Raw genomic sequence first — 16,416 nt, forward strand, 5'->3', positions numbered from 1 at the left:
GCGAACAAGCCGCAACCCATACTCGGCCGTATGGTTCATTCCGCCCCCGCCGTCACGCTGCCCGGCTCGCGCCCGCTTTCCCTCGCGGCGAGCGGCGGCGTGCGCCTGGAGGCCAGCGCGGCTGACGGCACGGGCCCCGGCCTGCTGCTCGCCCATGGCTTTGGCCAGACCCGCCAGGCCTGGCTCGGCACGCAGCGCCGCCTGGCCGAATCGGGGCGGGCCAGCCTGGCCTGGGACCTGCGCGGCCACGGCCAGTCCGGGCGCAACCCCGCCGACCTGCCCTACCGGGGCGAACAGTTCGTCGATGACGTGGTGCTGGCCGCCGGCGCGCTGGGCGTCGGCCCGGTGCTGGTCGGCGCGTCGATGGGCGGCCTGACCGGCCTGATGGCCCAGGCCCGCGACCGGGTGTTCTCGGCGCTGGTGCTGGTGGACATCACGCCGCGCTGGGAAGCCTCGGGCGTCGAACGCATCCTGGGCTTCATGACCGCCCATCCCGAAGGCTTCGAATCCTTCGAACACGCCGCCGACCAGATCGCCGCCTACCTGCCGCACCGCCGCCAGCGCAAATCACCGGCGCAGCTGGCGCACCTTCTCAAGCCGCGCGAAGATGGCCGCCTGGGCTGGCACTGGGATCCACGCCTGCTGGCCGAATTCATACCCTCGACCGGCGACCTGCAGGGCGCCATCGAAGACGCCTGCCGCGGCCTGGATGTACCGGTGCTGCTGGTGAGCGGCGGTCGCAGCGATCTGGTCAGCGACCAGACCGTCGGCCATTTCCTCGAACTGGCGCCGCACGCGCATCATGTCCGCCTGCCCGATGCCACCCACATGGTGGCCGGTGACGACAACGACGCCTTCACCGATACCCTGCTTGAGTTCCTGAGCACACTGGCCGCCCCCCACGCGGCCACCCACGGAGAATCTTCATGAGCATCCTCGCGCCATTCCTCGCCCTGTTGCTGGCGATCCTGGTGGTCGCCTACCACCGGCTAAGCCTGGCGGTCTTCACCGCCACCTCGGCCACGCTGCTGGTGGCCGTCGGCCTGGCCGGCGCCAACCTCGCCGCGACGGTCGTCGCCGCCGTGCTGCTGGCCATCGGCACCCTGCCGCTGCTCATCACCCCGCTGCGGCAGAAGCTGATCACCACGCCGCTGCTGGCCTTCTACACGAAGATCCTGCCGCCGCTGTCGGACACCGAGCGCACCGCCCTGGAAGCCGGCACCGTCGGCTTCGAAGGCGAACTGTTCTCGGGCATGCCCAAGTGGAACGAACTGCTGGCGCAGCCCAAGCCGGTACTCACCGCCGAGGAACAGGCGTTCCTGGACGGCCCGGTGGAAGACGTCTGCCGCATGACCAATGACTGGGAAATCACCCACGTCCACGCCGACCTGACCCCGGAAATCTGGGAGTTCCTCAAGAAGAACAAATTCTTCGGCATGATCATCCCGAAGGAATACGGCGGCCTCGGGTTCAGCGCGCTCGCCCACCACAAGGTGATCCAGAAGCTGGCCTCGGTCTCGGCCACGCTCAGTTCCACCGTCGGCGTGCCCAACTCGCTGGGCCCGGCCGAGCTGCTTCTGCACTACGGCACCGAGGAGCAGAAGAACCACTACCTGCCGCGCCTCGCCGATGGCCGGGAAGTCCCGTGTTTCGCGCTCACCGGTCCCTTCGCCGGTTCCGATGCCACGTCCTTGCCCGACTTCGGCATCGTCTGCGAGGGCGAGTGGAACGGCGCCAAGGTGCTGGGCGTCAAGCTGACCTTCGACAAGCGTTACATCACGCTGGCGCCGGTGGCGACGGTGATCGGCCTGGCCTTCCGCCTGCATGACCCGGACAAGCTGCTGGGCGAAGAATCCGACCGCGGCATCACCCTGGCGCTGATCCCGCGCGACACCCCGGGACTGGAAGTCGGCCGTCGCCACTTCCCGCTCAACTGCGCCTTCCAGAATGGCCCCGTGCGCGGCCAGGAAATCTTCCTGCCGCTGAGCCAGCTGATCGGCGGCGAAGACTACATCGGCGCCGGCTGGCGCATGCTGGTCGAGTGCCTCAGCGTCGGCCGCGCGATCACCCTGCCCTCCACGTCGTCGGGTGCGTCCAAGCTGGCGGCCGTGGTCACCGGCGCGTATGCCCGCGTGCGCAAGCAGTTCGGCCTGTCCATCGGCCGCTTCGAGGGCGTCGAGGAAGCCCTGGCGCGCCTGGCCGGTCACGCCTATGCCTGCGCCGCGCTCTCGCAGTCCACCGCCGCCGCCGTCGACCGCGGCGAGAAGCCGGCCGTGCCTTCGGCCATCGCCAAGTACCACACCACCGAACTGGCCCGCGAATGCGCCACCGACGCCATGGACATCCACGGCGGCAAGGGCGTGATCCTGGGCCCCATGAACTACCTTGGCCGCGGCTGGCAGGCGGCGCCGATCTCGATCACCGTCGAGGGCGCCAACATCATGACCCGCTCGCTGATGATCTTCGGCCAGGGCGCGATCCGCTGCCACCCGTGGGTGCTCAAGGAGATGCAGGCGGCGATGCTGCCCGACCGCGAGCAGGCCGTGCGCGAGTTCGACGCCAACCTGTTCGGCCACATCGGCTTCGCGATCTCCAATGCGGTGCGCAGCTGGGTGCTCGGCCTCACCAGCTCGCGCATCGGCAAGGCGCCGGGCGACGCCTACACGCGCCGCTACTACCGCAAGCTCAACCGCTATTCGGCCAACCTGGCCCTGGTGGCCGACACGTCGATGCTGCTGCTGGGCGGCAAGCTCAAGTTCAAGGAAAAGCTGTCGGGCCGCCTGGGCGACGTGCTCAGCCAGCTCTACATCGCCAGCGCGATGCTCAAGCGCTATGAGGACGAAGGCCGCCCGGCCGCCGAACAGCCGCTGCTGGCCTGGGCCTTCCACGATTCGGCGCACAAGATCGAACTGGCGCTGTCGGGCGCACTGCGCAACTTCCCGATCCGCCCGGTGGGCTGGCTGCTGTGGCTGCTGGTCTTCCCCTGGGGCCGTCGCGCCCAGGCCCCGAGCGACCGCCTGGGCCGTCGCGCCGCGGCCCTGCTGATGTCGCCCTGCGACGCCCGCGACCGCCTGGCCGAGGGCACCTTCCTCACGCCCTGCGAGAACAATCCTGCCGGCCGCATCAACAGCTACCTGCCCAGGGTGATCCTGGCCGAGCCGGTGGAGCGCAAGTTCCTCAAGGCGCTCAAGAGCAGCGACATCGAGGCGCTGGACTTCGCTTCGCAGCTGGCCGAGGGCGTGGCCGAGGGCTGGATCACGGCCGAGGAAAAGACGCAGCTCGAGGAACTGCGGGTGATGACGCTCGACGCGATCATGGTCGACGACTTCGACCCGTTCGAACTGCAGGCCGCGTCGCTGCACATGGACAAGCCCCAGTCGGGCGAGAAGTCGCGCGCCGCCTGACGAAACCCGCGGGGGCGCCGAACGGCGCCCCCTGTTTCCACCGCCCCCCGGAACCCGTTATGGCCGAGACGCCGCTTCTTCGCCTGTACAACAAACTCACCCGCTGGCCGGCCGGCCACTGGCTCTTCAGCCGCGCGGTGTGTTTCAAGGCCCCCTACTTCGGCAGCGTGTCGCCACGCTTCACGGTGCTTGAGAACGGCCGCTGCGAGGCGACGATCCCGCACAAGCGGCGCATGCAGAACCACATCGGCACGGTGCACGCGATCGCGCTGTGCAACCTGGCCGAGCTGGTGGGCGGTGTGATGACGGACGCTTCGCTGCCCAAGGGCATGCGCTGGATCCCGAAGGGCATGACGGTGCAGTACCTCAAGCGTGCCGTTGGCACGCAGCGCGGCGTTGCGACGCCAGGCATCCCGCTGGTCACCTCGGACACGGGCTACGACTTCCCGGTGAACGTGGACGTCTTCGACCCGGCCGGCGAAAAGGTCTTCAACGCCACCATCACCATGTGGGTCAGCCCCAGCCGCTGAGGCTCCCGGGCTTGGCCGAAGGCCAAGCCCGGGGCTGGAGTCCCTTTCAGGGCAAAGGAACTCAGAAATAGTGGACGGCGACGGCAGCCAGCAGGGCGGGCACTGCCTGTACGTAGAGGATGCTGCGCTTGACGGTGGCGGCGCCGAACAGGCCGGCGATGACCACGCAGATCAGGAAGAACAGCGTGATGCCGCGATCGTCCCGCCACAGCCCCCACAGCAGGCCGGCCGCCAGGAAACCGTTGTACAGCCCCTGGTTCATCGCCAGCTTCGCCGAATCCCTGGCCACCTGCGGGTCCAGGCCGAACACCCTGCGTCCCAGGGGACGCGTCCAGAACAGCATCTCCAGCACCATGAATCCCAGGTGCAGAACCGCCACCAGGGTCGTCAGAATGATCGCGAGGGTGGACATCGTGGCCTCCTTCAGTCGGCCAGCTGCGCGGCATGGTGCCGCAGGTGGTCCTCGATGAAACTGGCGATGAAATAGTACCCGTGGTCGTAACCCGCGTGGCGCCGCAGCGTCAGCGACTGCCCCGCTTCGGCACAGGCCGCCTCGAAGCGCTCCGGCTGGAGCTGCGTTTCCAGGAATTTGTCGTCCAGCCCCTGGTCCACCAGGATCGGCCGCCCCAGCGGCCGACGGCGCACCAGCGCGCAGGCATCGTGTTCCGCCCAGACCGCGTGGTGGTCGCCCAGGTAGCGGCCGAAGGCCTTCCGGCCCCAGGGCACCTCGCGCGGCGCCACGATCGGCGCCAGAGCCGACACACTGCGGTACTGCTGCGGGTGCCTGAGCGCCAGCGTCAGCGCCCCGTGCCCGCCCATCGAGTGCCCCGTGATGCCCGTGCGGCCAGGATCGGCCGGGAAGTGTTCGCGCACCACCGCCGGCAGTTCGTGAACCACGTGGCTTTCCATGCGGAAGCGCGACGACCATGGCGCCTGGGTGGCGTCGAGGTAGAAACCCGCGCCCTCGCCGAACTCCCAGTCGCCCGTGGCGCCCTCGAAACCCGTGTCACGCGGGCTGGTGTCGGGCATCACCAGCATCAGGCCCAGCTCGGCCGCCACCCGCTGCGCGCCGGCCTTCATCGCCGCGGTTTCTTCCGTGCAGGTCAGGCCGGCCAGGAAATACAGCACGGGCACCCGTGTCTCCTGCGCCTGCGGCGGCTTGAACACCGCAAACCGCATCGGACCGCCGCAGGCCGCCGAATCCATCCGGTAGAAACCCTGCACCCCACCGAAGCAGGCATGCTCGGACAGCCGCTCGAGCGTCATCAGTAGACCACCACGCTGCGGATGGATTCGCCGCGGTGCATCAGGTCGAAGGCGTCGTTGATTTTCTCCAGCGGCATCGTGTGCGTGATCAGTGAATCGATGTCGATCTTGCCGTCCATGTACCAGTCCACGATTTTCGGGACATCGGTGCGGCCGCGGGCGCCGCCGAAGGCACTGCCGCGCCAGTTTCGGCCGGTGACCAGCTGGAAGGGCCGCGTGCTGATCTCGGCCCCCGCCGGCGCGACGCCGATGATGACGCTGGTGCCCCAGCCCTTGTGCGCGCATTCGAGCGCCTGGCGCATCACCTGGGTGTTGCCGATGCATTCGAAGGTGTAGTCGGCGCCGCCCTTGGTCAACGAGACCAGGTAGGGCACCAGGTCGCCCTCGACCTCCTTCGGGTTGACGAAGTGGGTCATGCCGAACTTGCGCGCCATGGCTTCGCGACCGGGGTTGAGGTCGACGCCCACGATCATGTCGGCGCCGGCCAGGCGCGCGCCCTGGATCACGTTCAGGCCGATGCCGCCCAGGCCGAACACGACGACCTTAGAACCCACCTCCACCTTGGCGGTGAAGATGACCGCGCCGATGCCGGTGGTGACGCCGCAGCCGATGTAGCAGACCTTGTCGAACGGGGCGTCCTCGCGGATCTTCGCCAGCGCGATCTCGGGAACCACCGTGTATTGGGCGAAGGTGGACGTGCCCATGTAGTGCAGCACCGGCTTGCCGTCCAGGCTGAAGCGGCTGGAACCGTCGGGCATCAGGCCCTGGCCCTGGGTCGATCGGATGGCCTGGCAGAGGTTGGTCTTGGGATTGAGGCAGTATTCGCAGGTCCGGCACTCGGGCGTGTACAGCGGAATGACGTGGTCGCCCTTCTTGAGCGTCGTGACGCCCGGGCCCACGTCCACCACGATGCCCGCGCCCTCGTGGCCCAGGATGGCCGGGAACAGGCCCTCGGGGTCGGCGCCCGACAGGGTGAACTCGTCCGTGTGGCAAACGCCGGTGGCCTTGAGCTCGACCAGGACCTCACCCGCGCGCGGGCCTTCGAGATCGACGGTTTCGATGGTGAGCGGTGCACCGGCCTTGTGTGCGACGGCGGCTTTGACTTTCATGGGGCGGGCTCCCTGGCGATTGCCGACAAGGGTAACGCCGCCGCAGCCGCCGCGTGTTTCGACGGCGCGAAGGCCGGTCCCGGGCCTAGGGCTGGGCGGGCAGGCGGGCCTGTTCGCGCACCAGGCGCCAGGCACCGTAGAGGAACCCACCGGCGACCAGCACGCCGGCACCAAAGACCACGCTCGAGCCGAACACCGACAGCGGCTTGTACAGCCAGGCGAAGGACAGGTCGCCGCCGCGGTATACGACGGTGTCGATCGCGGCCTTGGCCTTGTAGCGGGCCTCGCGATCGACCCGGGTGTAGATCGTTTCGCGGGCCGGCTTGGCCAGGGCGAACTCCGAGGCGCGCGTGCCCACTTGCACGACCGCCACCAGCATCGGCAGCGGCGAGGCCCAGAGCACGCAAAAGCCGGCCAGGATGAGCAGTGCCGGACCCACAAGCAGCGGCGCCACGCCCCAGCGCGTCAGCACCGCGCGGGTGACGAAAACCTGCAGCAGCAGCACCAGCCAGTTGATCGACTTGTCGATCATCGAGAAGAAGGCGGTGGCCTCTTCCGCCGCCGCCGGATTGCCCAGGGTCATGGCCCGGACGATGGTGTTCTGTTCGTTGTAGAGCAGGGTCCCGACGCCGACGCCGAAGAACATCAGCACCGCGAAGGCGCGCAGCAGCGGGTCGGTGGCGATGCGGCGCAGGCCTTCCAGGATGCCGCCGCCCATGGCCTCGTCGCCGCTGCGTGCGCCCGCGGCCTGCTCGCGCGCCCTCGCCCACGGCGCCAGGCGCAGGATGCAGACCAGGCACAGCGCCAGGAACGCGGCGGACACCAGCAGCAGGTTGCCGACCCCCAGCTGGCCAACCAGCCGGGTGGTGATCTCCGGGCCGAGCAGCCCGCCCACGGTCCCGCCCGCGGCGATGAAACCGTACAGGCGCTTGGCCTGCGGGTCGGTGTAGATGTCGGCCATGAAGCTCCAGAACACCGACACCGCGAACAGGTTGAACACCGCCACCCAGACGAAGAACAGCCCGCCGCGCCCGGGCAAGCCCGCTTCGAAGGCAAACCGGAAGCCCAGCAGGCTGGCGATGAAGGCCAGGTAGACCACCGGCAGGAACAGGCGGCGCGGAAAGCGCGACACCAGGGCGCCGTAAACGGGCTGCAGCACCACCATGGCGATGAAGGTGCCGGTGAAAAGGGCCTGCACCTGGTAGTCGCCCAGGGCCACGCCCCGCGCCGAGAACCAGTCGACCATCGCCACCGGGAAAACCGCCGACGGGTCGTTGGCCGCGCCCATGGCGTCGCGCACCGGGCGCAGCACGTAATAGCCCGTGAGCAGGAAGAAGAAGTACAGGAACGACCACAGCAGCGGCGGGAACTCCCGCAGCGCGCCGCGCAGGTGGTCGAATCGGCCGGCGGTGGGCAGGGCCTGGGGCATCGTGCTTCCGGTCGGGGACGCCGCACGATAGCCAACCCGGGCCGGCCCCGCCACCCGGCTGCATAGTGACGCTACGCACGGTTCGTGATTCCGGACACCCGCACCGAGTGTTTGCTCTAGAGGGGGGGCCTAGCCTCCGGAAGTCATGGAAAAGAAGCTCTAGGCGTGTACGACTACATCATCGTGGGTGCGGGCTCGGCGGGATGCGTTCTGGCCAACCGGCTCAGCGAAGACCCGGACTGCCGTGTGCTCCTGCTCGAGGCCGGCCCACGCGACTGGCATCCCTTCATCCACATGCCCGCCGGACTGGCCAAGCTGGTCGGCAAGAAGGGCGTGAACTGGGACTACACCACCGCGCCCCAGGACAACCTGGACGGGCGCGGGCTGTGGTGGCCGCGCGGCAAGGTGCTGGGTGGCTCCAGTTCCATCAACGCCATGTGTTACATCCGCGGCCATGCCGCCGATTACGACGAATGGGCGGCGATGGGCGCCGACGGCTGGCATTGGGACAATGCCCTGCCCTACTTCCGACGCAGCGAAGGCAATGAACGCGGGGCCAGCGAGCTGCATGGCGGCGACGGCCCGCTGGGCGTGTCTGATCCGCGCCACCGCAACCCGCTGTCCGAAGCATTCCTGCAAGCCGCCGGCCAGGCCGGCCATGCCCTCACCGACGATTTCAACGGCCCGCGGCAGGACGGCTTCGGCTGGTACCAGACCACCACCCGCGACGGCGCGCGCAGCTCCAGCGCCGCCGCGTTCCTGAAACCGGTGCGCCAGCGCCCGAACCTGCAGGTGATCACCGGGGCCAATGCCAGCCGGGTCACCTTCGAGGCGGGCCGCGCCACCGGCGTGGTCTATACCGTCGGTCGCCGTGACCACCATGCAAGTGCCGCGCGCGAAGTCATCCTCAGCGGCGGCGCCATCAATTCCCCGCAGCTGCTGATGCTCTCGGGCATCGGCCCGGCCGACGAACTGCGGCGCCTGGGCATCGACGTACAGGCCGACCTGCAGGGCGTGGGCGCCAACCTGCACGACCACCTGGACATCTGTTCGCTGCAGCGCTGCACCCAGGGCCTGAGCTACGACGGCCTGAGCGACGCTGCCGTGGCCTTCCAGTACTACCTGATGGGCCGCAAGGGTCCGGGCGCAAGCAACATTGCCGAAACCGGCGGTTTCCTGCGCAGCCACCTGGCCGAAGACCAACGCCCGGACATGCAGTTCCACTTCGTACCGGCCCAGCTCGACGACCACGGCCGCAACCGCCTGCCCGGCAATGGCTACACCCTGCACGCCTGTGGCCTGCGACCGCGGAGCCGGGGCCGCATCCGCCTGGCCAGCGCGTCGGCCGGCGACAAGCCGCTGATCGACGCCGGCTACCTGAGCGACGCCGAAGGTTTCGACCTGAAGGTGATGGTGGAGGCGGTGCGCCTCTCGCGCGAAATCCTGGCGCAGCCGGCTTTCGCGCCCTTCCGCGGCGAGGAAATCATGCCCGGGGCCAATGTCCGTGACGAAGCCGGCATCGTCGAATTCATCCGCCGCAAGGCCGAGTCCATCTACCACCCGGTTGGCACCTGCCGCATGGGCCGGGAGAACGACCCGACGACGGTGGTCGACCCGCACCTGCGCGTGAAGGGCGTGGACGGCCTGCGCGTGGTGGACGCCTCGGTGATGCCGCGGCTGGTCGGCGGCAACACCAATGCCCCGACCATGATGATCGCCGAACGTGCTGCCGACCTGATCCGCGGCCTGGCGGCCTGAGCACCGCGACCGGACGCGCGCTCAGCGCGCCTGTTCGAGCATCGGCGGCAGCGGGCAGTGCAGCGAAGCGCAGACCACGCGCAGCAATTCGGCCTCGGACGCGCTCATGCGGCCATCGTGGCTGATCGCGGCGACCAGCCCCTCGAGCAAAAGCTCCTTGCCGATCAGGTCCACCTCGTCGAGCACCGGCCAGACCTCGTCCATGGCGCGCTGCGGATCGGCCGGCGGCCGGTAGGGCGCGTCCAGGCGCGGGAACACACGCTGCAGTCCGGCGAGGTAGGCACGCATGGCCGTCGCCGTATCGGCATGGCCGGCCTGCGCGAGCACCGCCAGCAGGGTGATCGCCTGCGGTGTGCAGCGTGAAAGCTGGCGATGGCCGGGGACCCAGGCGCGGGACGGATCCAGCGCATCGTGCACCTGCACCCGCAGCAGCCGGCCCAGGCAATACTCGAACAGGCTGATGCGGCCGTCGGCATGGCTGAGCGCGAAGCAGCTGTCCATGAACTTTTCCAGCTCGGGCCGCGGTCGCTTGCGCAGGGCCGGCATGGTCATGGCGGCCAGCGGCAGGTGCAGGATCCGCGGCAGGTCCTGCAGCCGGTCGGCGTAGTCCAGGGCCTGCCGGGCCAGACGTTCGTCGTGGCGGGCGGCCAGTTCGAACTGCTGGGCTTCGCGCACCGGCCCGGCTTCGGCCATCAGCAGGCCCAGCAGCAGCGGCACGGCTTCCTCACGTTCGTGCGCGGCCTGGCGCAGTACATCCGGCAGCGCATCCACCAGGGCGCCGGCGCGCACGTAATCGTCGGACTGGGGCGCGCCGACCTGGGCGACCACCGCCGGCGGCGCGACCAACAGCTCCGCCTGGTCGGTGGGCAATGTCGACGCGGCCGACACCAGTCCCAGGGCCAGGTCCTCGTCCAGCCCCGAGGGGGGATTCATTTGCCAGCGGGCCGCCAGGTCGGCCAGCGCCGTCGCCTTGAAGGACGGTTCCAGGGCCTGGATGCGCTCGACCAGCGGTGGGTGCGTGGCGAACATCGAGGAAAGTCCGACGCCGTCGCCAAACAGCATGTGCGAGATTTCCTCGGTGTCGCCGCTTTCGAGCTTCGAACCGGCGGGCAGGCCAGCGATCTTCTTGAGGGCACCGGAAAGGCCGGTGGTCTGGCGGGTGAACTGCACCGCCGACGCGTCGGCCAGGTACTCGCGCTGGCGGCTGACGCCGGCCTTGATCAGCCGGCCGAAGAACAGGCCGATGTAGCCCACCACCATCAGCACCAGGGCCGCCACCAGCAGCGGCATGCCGTCCTTGCTGCGGCCGCCGCGCCCGTAAAGCAGGATCTTCCGGCCCACCACCGCCAGCACCAGGATGCCGAACAGCACGCCCATCAGCCGGATGTTCAGGCGCATGTCGCCGTTGAGCACATGGCTGAACTCGTGTGCGATAACGCCCTGGAGTTCGTCGCGATTGAGCTTGTCCAGGGCGCCGCGGGTCACCGCGATGGCGGCATCGCTGGGCGAGTAGCCGGCGGCAAAGGCATTGATGCCGGACTCGTGTTCAAGCACGAACACCTGCGGCACCGGCACGCCCGAAGCGATGGCGACCTCTTCGACGACGTTGCGCAGCCGCCGGTAGTGGAAGTCGTGGGTGTCCTCGGGCACCGGCGTGCCGCCCAGTTGCACCGCCACCGCCGAGCCCCCCTGGCGCAGGCTCGCCATGCGGAACAGGGACCCGGCGCCGATGATGCCCAGGGTCAGCAGGGTCGCCATCACCATGCCGCCGGCCGTCGCACCGGGCTCGGACACCGTGCCCATGCCGCCGAAGAACAGCAGGAACAGCACATCGACCGCCACCACGATGGCGAGCACCGCGAGCACGAAAAGCACGACCAGCCGCCGCGACCGGCGCCGGGCCAGGTCCTGGCGGGCGAAGAAGTTCAAGCCTAGAAGCTGACCTTGGGCGCCTCGCGCTTCTCGGGCTCGGTGATCTCGAGCAGGGCGGCGTGGGCGAAGTTGAACATGCCGGCGATGATGTTCGAGGGGAACACCTCGCGCTTGTTGTTGAAGGCCATCACGCTGTCGTTGTAGGCCTGGCGCGCGAAGGCGATGCGGTTTTCCGTGGAGGTGAGCTCCTCGGTCAGCTGCATCATGTTCTGGTTGGCCTTCAGGTCGGGATAGGCCTCGGCCACCATCATCAGGCGCGACAGGGCCCCGGCAAGGCCGGATTCGGCGCTGCCCAGCTGGGCCATGGCGGCGTCGTCACCCGGACGGGCCTTGGCGGCGGCCAGGCCGCTGACCGCGGCGGCGCGGGCCTGGATGACCGCTTCCAGGGTTTCCCGTTCATGCTTCAGATAGCCTTTGGCCACCTCGACGAGGTTCGGGATCAGGTCGTAGCGACGCGTCAGCTGCACGTCGATCTGGGCGAATGCGTTCTTGAAGGCGTTGCGGGCCGTCACCAGGCCGTTGTAGATACCCACGCCCCAGAACAGCATTACCGCCGCCAGTACCACCAGCACGATCAGGCTCGTCATCTTTCCAACCTCCCCCAGGTGGGGACCCTAGTGCGGTAGCCGCGATAGACTTGGGTCCGTTCGCCAAGCATACGTCGGTCATGCCAAGCAAGAAAGACAGCCCCCGTTTCCACCCCACCTCCCTGCTCGCCCTGCCGCTGCTCGTCCTTGCCGGCCTTGCCTGGCCCGCGCCGTCCGGGGCCGCCACCGACTTCGATGACGAGGCGCGGGAAATCGAGGTCCTGGCCGAGCAGATGATGGCGCGCGCGCGCATCCCGGGCATGGCCATGGCCATCGTCGCCGACGGCGAGGTGGTGTCGCTCCGCGGCTACGGCGTGGTCGACAGCAAGCTGCAGGAGCCGGTGACAGCCGACACCGCGTTCCGGGTCGCGTCGCTGTCAAAGGCCTTCGCGGGCACCCTGAGCGCCATGCTGGTGCGCGAAGGCGCGATGGACTGGGACAGCCCGATCGTCAACCAGCTGCCCACCTTCACCCTGCGCGACGGGCAGGCGGCCCAGCAGATCACCGTGCGCCAGGTGCTCAGCCACCAGGTCGGCCTGGCCTACAACACCTACGACCGCGACCTCGAGGCAAACGAACCCTACCCGCTGCTCGCCGCGAAACTGGCGGAGGCGCCGCTGACCTGCAGCCCCGGCGAGTGTTATGCCTACCAGAACATCGCCTTCAGCCTGGTCGGCGACATGGTCTTCGCCACCACCGGCGACTTTTATGCCGCCCAGGTCGAGAAGCGCATCTTCCAGCCGCTTGGAATGTACGGCGCCACCTTTGGCCGCAGCGGCCTGGAGGCGAGCTCGAGCTGGGCGCGACCGCACGTGCGCAGCGGCGGCACCTGGGTGCCTGTCCGCCCGAAGGAAACCTACTACCGCATCCCGCCCGCGGCCGGCGTCAACGCCTCGGCGCGCGACATGGCGCAGTGGCTCATCGGCCAGATGGGCCACCGGCCCGAGGTGCTGCCCGAGGAACTGCTGGCGGAAATCCGCAGCCCCCAGGTGGAAACACCGGGCGAGATCCGCGGCAGCGGCTGGCGACGCGAGCGCCTGCGCGAGGCGCACTATGCGCTGGGCTGGCGCATCTATGACTACGCCGGCCACACCCTGGTCTACCACGCGGGCGCCGTGCAGGGTTACCGGGCCATCACTGGCTTCCTGCCCGAACAAGACATCGGCGTGGTGATCCTCTGGAACAGCGAGAGCGCGATGCCCTCGGGGCTGTTCCCCAGCACCATCGACCGCGCACTGGGCCTGCACGGGCGCGACTGGATGGCGCCGGCGGGCCGGCGCCGACGCTAGGCGCCAACCGAACCCCATAAAAGCGAACGCCGGCGTGAGCCGGCGTCTGCGTGCCTTTGGAAAGTCTCCCTCCCCGCCTGGGCAACACGGGGAGAGAGCCCAGCTTTACCGCGTTTGGATGCTCTTCGCGCCTTACAGCGCGGGGGCAACCGGGGCGGCCGGCATCGGAGCCGGCTTCTTGGCGGCGGGCTTGCGCGCCGCCTTCTTCTTGGCAGCCGGCTTGCGCGCGGCCTTCTTCTTGGCAGCCGGCTTCTTGGCCGCCTTCTTCGCAGTCTTCTTCTTGGCAGCCTTCTTGGCGGCCGGCTTCCTGGCAGCCTTCTTGGCTACCTTCTTCTTGGCAGCCTTCTTGGCTACCTTCTTCTTGGCAACTTTCTTCTTGGCGGCCTTCTTGGCTACCTTCTTCTTGGCGACCTTCTTCTTGGCAGCCTTCTTGGCCGGCTTGCGCGCGGTCTTCTTCGCAGCCTTCTTGGCTACTTTCTTCTTGGCAGCCTTCTTGGCGACCTTCTTCTTCGCAGCCTTCTTGGCCGGCTTGCGCGCAGTCTTCTTCGCAGCCTTCTTGGCCGGCTTCTTGGTGGCCTTCTTGGCGACCTTCTTCACCGACTTCTTCACGGCCTTGGCGGCCTTTTTCACGGTCTTCTTAGCTTTCGCGGCCTTCTTGGCCGGTTTTTTCGCAGCTTTCTTCGTAGCCATGGTCAACTCCTCGTCAGTTGGCTTTTGGACTGCCCAGTCTCAAAGGCACCGTCACGGGTCAGGGCCCGGGACGTACCGCCACCACGGTCATGCCGTGGCGATCGGATTCTTGCCGGCGCGGGGCGGCGCCGGATACACAAACGCCCGGGCCGCAACCGGTCCGGGCGTTGGAAAAAGGGATGTCGCTGCGGGACGAATTCGATTTCGCGGAGGGATGTTTGCCCTGATCCACCATGATGATTCCTGGGGTGGAGTTCGGTGTGGTGGCTCGCGTTGTCGATACGTTCCTGATCACTCGCTTCCGCAGTTTGCATCTGCTGGGCGAAAGCTAATCAGGGGTTTTCGGGATGTCAACAACTTTGCGCGAAAATTTTCAAGGGGTGTCAGCCAGGTTACGGCCGGCCGGCATCGCCCCGCCGACCCGTGGACGCGCGCCCGTCGTCGCGTAGGAAAACGCGCATTGAAAAAAACATCGGTAAAAAAGCCTCCAATGCATTTGCATGGCGTGCGCGCCTGCGCGCGCGCCGGTCTTGCCGACACGTCCGCGCGGCGCCGGAAGCGACACAACGGCGGCTTAAAAAAACATTTCCCGCGCCCGCCCGGAACCGCCGATTGCGCACCGCAAAAAGCAAAACTGCGCGGATTTCCGGCGCCGCCAGCGCCGGTTCGAACGCCGGAAAAAAAAGCGGCCGCCCGAGGGCGGCCGTCTTTTTCGCAACGCGAGGCGCCGGTGTCAGTGACCGTCGTCCTCGAGCAGCTGGGCGTAATCGTCCGGGGAAAGCAGCTCCTTGAGCTGCTCGGGTTCGGACGGCTCGACCACGAAGATCCAGCCTTCGCCGAAGGCGTCTTCGTTGATCGTCTCGGGCTTGTCCGACAGCGCCGAGTTGACCTCGATGATGGTGCCGGCGATCGGCGAATAGACGTCGGAGGCGGCCTTGACCGACTCGACCACCGCGCTGGCGCCGCCCTGCTCGACGGTGTCGCCGACGTTGGGCAGCTCGACGTAGACCAGGTCGCCAAGCAGGCCCTGGGCATGGTCGGAGATGCCGACCGTGACGCGGCCGCTGTCTTCGACGCGGGCCCACTCGTGGGACTTGAGGAACTTCAGGTCGCCGGGAATCTCGCTCATGGTCTGGGCCTCGGTTCGGGGGGCAGCGGTAGTGGCCGCTAGTTTAAACGCGGCCGGGGCGACATGGCACCCGGCCGGTCGGATCAATCGAGCACGCCGGGCTGGGCGGCGCCGTCGCGCACGAACGGATACTTCACCACGCGCACCGGCAGCTGCCGGCCGCGGATGTCCACGGTGACCTCCCCCAGGTCGCCGGCCGGCACCCGCGCCAGCGCGATCGCCTTGCCCAGGGTCGGGGAGAAGGTACCCGAGAGCACCTCGCCCTGGCCGGTGGCGGTGGCCACCGCCTGGCCGTGGCGCAGCACGCCCTTTTCGTCCAGCACCAGGCCGACGATGCGGCGCGGGACGCCGCCGGCCTTCTGCGCCTCCAGCGCACCGCGGCCGTTGAAGTCACGGCCCTCGTCCAGCGCCACGGTCCAGTCCAGCCCGGCTTCGTAGGGCGTCACCGATTCGTCCATGTCCTGGCCGTAGAGCGCCATACCCGCCTCCAGGCGCAGGGTGTCGCGTGCACCCAGGCCGGCCGGCTTCACCCCGGCGTCGAGCAGGCGGTTCCAGAAGTCCACGGCCATCGCCTCGGGCACGATGACCTCGAAACCGTCTTCGCCGGTGTAGCCCGTGCGGGCGACGAACAGGCCGTCGGCTTCGCAGGCGACGAACTTGCCCAGCTTGCCGGCGGCGTCGGCCGCCTCCGGCGAGAGCAGGCCCAGCACCTTCTCGCGCGCCTTCGGACCCTGCACGGCGATGATCGCCAGGTCCCGGCGCTCGGTGACGTGCAGGCCGAACGGCGCCGCCTGGGCGGTGATCCAGGCGATGTCCTTGTCGCGGGTGCCGGCGTTGACCACCAGGCGGAAGAAGTCCTCGGCCAGGTAATAGACGATGAGGTCGTCGATGACGCCGCCCTTTTCGTCGAGCATGCAGGCGTAGAGCGCCTTGCCCGGCTTCTTGAGCTTGTCCACCGAGTTGGCCACCAGCTTGCGCAGGAAGGCGCGGACCTGGTCGCCGCGCAGGTCGAGCACGGTCATGTGGGAGACGTCGAACATGCCGGCGTCTCGGCGCACGTTGTGGTGTTCCTCGATCTGCGAGCCGTAGTTGATCGGCATGTCCCAGCCGCCGAAGTCCACCATCTTGGCGCCGAGCGCCCGGTGGGTCTCGTTCAGTACCGTCTTCTTGCTCATGAGCCTTCGCTACCCCACCGTAAAGCCCGCATTATCGCAGGATGAAGAGCCCCCTTGGTCAAGGGGGCGTGCCGGCAGGCGCGGGGATCGGGAGGAATGAGCCGGAGCCCGCGATCTG

14 protein-coding genes are annotated in these 16,416 nt (G+C 68.4%); 5 read left to right on the forward strand and 9 right to left on the reverse strand.

Annotation, left to right across the window (positions count from 1 at the left end):
• Positions 1 to 30 precede the first annotated feature (30 nt).
• Genes ACYVJH_RS07465 through ACYVJH_RS07475 form a run of 3 tightly spaced genes read left to right on the forward strand, consistent with a single transcriptional unit; the run spans position 31 to position 3,934 of the window.
• Positions 31 to 930, forward strand: a complete 900-nt coding sequence (locus ACYVJH_RS07465) for an alpha/beta fold hydrolase (RefSeq protein ID WP_460453982.1) — start codon at positions 31 to 33, stop codon at positions 928 to 930.
• Positions 927 to 3,404, forward strand: coding sequence for an acyl-CoA dehydrogenase (locus ACYVJH_RS07470; RefSeq protein WP_460453983.1), 2,478 nt, complete (start codon positions 927 to 929; stop codon positions 3,402 to 3,404). Before ACYVJH_RS07465 ends, ACYVJH_RS07470 begins: the two co-directional genes overlap by 4 nt.
• A gap of 59 nt (positions 3,405 to 3,463) precedes the next feature.
• Complete coding sequence (locus ACYVJH_RS07475; protein WP_460453984.1) at positions 3,464 to 3,934, forward strand: hotdog fold domain-containing protein; 471 nt, start codon at positions 3,464 to 3,466, stop codon at positions 3,932 to 3,934.
• Between the two features lie 61 nt (positions 3,935 to 3,995).
• On the opposite strand, the gene ACYVJH_RS07480 is transcribed toward ACYVJH_RS07475, so the two are convergent.
• The 4 genes from ACYVJH_RS07480 to ACYVJH_RS07495 form a co-directional block, all read right to left on the reverse strand.
• A complete protein-coding gene (locus ACYVJH_RS07480) occupies positions 3,996 to 4,346 on the reverse strand; it encodes a DUF1304 domain-containing protein (RefSeq protein ID WP_460453985.1) in 351 nt (116 codons plus the stop codon).
• Positions 4,347 to 4,357: 11 nt separating this feature from the next.
• A complete protein-coding gene (gene fghA, locus ACYVJH_RS07485; protein WP_460453986.1) occupies positions 4,358 to 5,200 on the reverse strand; it encodes an S-formylglutathione hydrolase in 843 nt (280 codons plus the stop codon).
• Positions 5,200 to 6,309, reverse strand: coding sequence for an S-(hydroxymethyl)glutathione dehydrogenase/class III alcohol dehydrogenase (locus ACYVJH_RS07490; protein WP_460453987.1), 1,110 nt, complete (start codon positions 6,307 to 6,309; stop codon positions 5,200 to 5,202). Before ACYVJH_RS07490 ends, fghA begins: the two co-directional genes overlap by 1 nt.
• Positions 6,310 to 6,394: 85 nt before the next feature.
• Positions 6,395 to 7,738, reverse strand: coding sequence for an NTP/NDP exchange transporter (locus ACYVJH_RS07495; protein WP_460453988.1), 1,344 nt, complete (start codon positions 7,736 to 7,738; stop codon positions 6,395 to 6,397).
• Positions 7,739 to 7,903: 165 nt separating this feature from the next.
• On the opposite strand from ACYVJH_RS07495, the gene ACYVJH_RS07500 reads away from it, so the two are divergent.
• Positions 7,904 to 9,496 carry a GMC family oxidoreductase gene (locus tag ACYVJH_RS07500; RefSeq protein WP_460453989.1) on the forward strand — a complete coding sequence of 531 codons (1,593 nt, stop codon included), beginning with the start codon at positions 7,904 to 7,906 and terminating at the stop codon, positions 9,494 to 9,496.
• Between the two features lie 21 nt (positions 9,497 to 9,517).
• Here the strand turns inward: ACYVJH_RS07500 and ACYVJH_RS07505 are convergent, their stop codons facing one another.
• Together ACYVJH_RS07505 and ACYVJH_RS07510 are read right to left on the reverse strand one after the other, a co-directional pair.
• Positions 9,518 to 11,425 (reverse strand): M48 family metallopeptidase, encoded by a 1,908-nt coding sequence (locus ACYVJH_RS07505; RefSeq protein WP_460453990.1) that lies wholly within the window; start codon positions 11,423 to 11,425, stop codon positions 9,518 to 9,520.
• Positions 11,426 to 11,427: 2 nt separating this feature from the next.
• Positions 11,428 to 12,015 carry a LemA family protein gene (locus ACYVJH_RS07510; protein ID WP_460453991.1) on the reverse strand — a complete coding sequence of 196 codons (588 nt, stop codon included), beginning with the start codon at positions 12,013 to 12,015 and terminating at the stop codon, positions 11,428 to 11,430.
• A gap of 80 nt (positions 12,016 to 12,095) precedes the next feature.
• Here ACYVJH_RS07510 and ACYVJH_RS07515 point away from each other — a divergent pair, with 80 nt between their 5' ends.
• Positions 12,096 to 13,304: a serine hydrolase domain-containing protein gene (locus ACYVJH_RS07515; RefSeq protein ID WP_460453992.1), complete on the forward strand. Its 1,209-nt coding sequence runs from the start codon at positions 12,096 to 12,098 to the stop codon at positions 13,302 to 13,304.
• 132 nt (positions 13,305 to 13,436) lie between these two features.
• On the opposite strand, the gene ACYVJH_RS07520 is transcribed toward ACYVJH_RS07515, so the two are convergent.
• The 3 genes from ACYVJH_RS07520 to gcvT form a co-directional block, all read right to left on the reverse strand.
• On the reverse strand, positions 13,437 to 13,994 hold the full coding sequence (locus ACYVJH_RS07520; RefSeq protein ID WP_460453993.1) for a hypothetical protein: 558 nt from the start codon (positions 13,992 to 13,994) through the stop codon (positions 13,437 to 13,439).
• Between the two features lie 733 nt (positions 13,995 to 14,727).
• The gene (gene gcvH, locus ACYVJH_RS07525) at positions 14,728 to 15,123 is read right to left on the reverse strand and encodes a glycine cleavage system protein GcvH (RefSeq protein ID WP_460453994.1); all 396 of its coding nucleotides are present in this window, start codon (positions 15,121 to 15,123) and stop codon (positions 14,728 to 14,730) included.
• Positions 15,124 to 15,206: 83 nt separating this feature from the next.
• On the reverse strand, positions 15,207 to 16,298 hold the full coding sequence (gcvT, locus tag ACYVJH_RS07530; protein ID WP_460453995.1) for a glycine cleavage system aminomethyltransferase GcvT: 1,092 nt from the start codon (positions 16,296 to 16,298) through the stop codon (positions 15,207 to 15,209).
• Positions 16,299 to 16,416 lie beyond the last annotated feature (118 nt).

The organism is Arenimonas aestuarii, from assembly GCF_054781715.1.